The sequence below is a fragment of the Leptospira andrefontaineae genome, assembly GCF_004770105.1.
Lineage (GTDB): Bacteria > Spirochaetota > Leptospiria > Leptospirales > Leptospiraceae > Leptospira_B > Leptospira_B andrefontaineae.
This window is the reverse complement of the sequence record NZ_RQEY01000011.1, coordinates 1-1,856: the sequence shown is the minus strand read 5'-3', so window position 1 is coordinate 1,856 and position 1,856 is coordinate 1. Positions and strand designations below refer to the sequence as shown.

Annotated in this window: 1 pseudogene; it reads left to right on the top strand. The window is 40.9% G+C overall.

What is annotated here, in order from left to right:
* Positions 1–1,856, top strand: a pseudogene (locus EHO65_RS19900) (LIC12048 family lipoprotein); the annotation flags it as partial.

Here is a 1,856-nt window from a genome sequence, read left to right as displayed (position 1 = left end):
CTGTAGTAAGTGTTACTCCTACTCCAGGATATCCTGACGGCTCATTCACCGTGGTTGTCGACACTGCGATGAAAAGTAAGAATATCAAAACGACTTCGGTCTCTGTTCCTGGTTCTTTATCTTCACCGGATGTACGTTTGATTGTGGATAACTCCTTCTTAGCAGATTGGTATACACAAACGACTACAACCCCGGCTTCTAACTACTCCATCCCTCAATATCTTCCTCTTTTGACTAATAGTTCTTCTGTTTCTTGTTCCGGGATAAATCTATTCCATCCTTATGGATGTTTGGGATACACGCCTGATTATTTAGCAGTAAACTGGATGGGAAATTATAATAAAGGTGTTCCTTACTGGAACTCTTGGGCAGATGCAGGAAACTTCAATAGTTTTCTCTCAGATGGTAAATTCCAGTTATCTACAAACTCTGGTCTTTCCTATCGTTTTGGAACAATATCTACTGATACGATCTTAAGCGATTTAGGAGGAGTTTCTGTTAGCGAACCAATTTCAGTTTCAGAAGGAGATAAGGCTTTTGTAATTTGGCGGAAGGATACGAACTTGCTCGGAAAATTTATCCAAATTTCCACAGGCTTGGCTCCAAATGGATGTTCCTCCCAATATACAATCGCGACTGGATTGCCGACTAATACCGTCTTTGATGCAAAAATAAGTAACGGAAAAATTGCGATAGCCTATACTAATGATAAACAGATGTATCTGACCGCAAGAGATCTGAATACTTGTGCGCAGATTGGGGCTGCTCCGGTGTTAGTCGAGACGCGGGTTGCGCCTTTTAACTTGAACGGAGCTAGTAATGTCAGCGTAGGTATTGGAAATACAGGCCTTGCTATAGTTGTTTGGAATGATCAGTGGATGCCTGATATTATCAGTTGGACGAAACGAGTAAATGCTCGTATTTATCAAATTAACTCAGTGGCAAACACAGTTACCGCATCAGGGGCTACATTCCTAGTTAGTAGCGTCTTTGGAGTGCCTGGATATTTTGGTGCAAAGGTTGATGTTGATGGAACGAAAGCAATTCTTGTTCAGAATTATAGAAGTTGGACAGACACTATTGATGATCCGCCTCCGCTTTATTCAGTTACTTACAGAGTATATGACTTAACGAATGCGTCTCTTGTAGGTTCAGGAACTATGCAGGCCAATACGACAAATCAACAAATTGGTTATGTTTCAAATATCTCCGTAAAGGCAACGAATGGTAGAGGGCTTGTTACCTTTAAAAATCATGCAAATACTCTAAATACTCGAGTAGTTGATCTTACAACAGGGAATTCCGTGTCTACCGGTTTAATCCAAGTTGGAACCGCTGTAGATTCATTTAAGACTTATGTTTCTGGAACGACTGGGTTAATCTCCTTCTCTTCAGGGACCGGGATTTATTTGATGGGGATTAATTTGACTGATGGTATTGCGATCAATTCCGCTCTTTCGATTGGAAATTCTTTGGCAGGAACGACTAAGAAAGCCGGTGGAAATATCCTGGTTGGAAATACCATCTTCTCTTTCTGGGAGCATATCGAGAATGGTAAGTCTACTATCCGAGGCAGACAACTTTCCCTAGGTAGTAATTCCATTTCACTGAAAGGAAGTGGAGAATTCTTTGTGAGCACAACGAATCAAGGAAACCAGACTGGCCCTAGCATTGTGGGCGATTTGACTTCATCTGTCGGAATAGTTTCCTGGCTTTCGGTAGATACGAATCCTTCCCAGCAGGTTATTCGTTCATATAACTTGAATCTATTAAATCCTGGTTCATTGCAGTATGGATTGAATAACTTCTTCTTATCACCTTTGATCGAAAGAGATTACACTCTCAACGTTCAAATA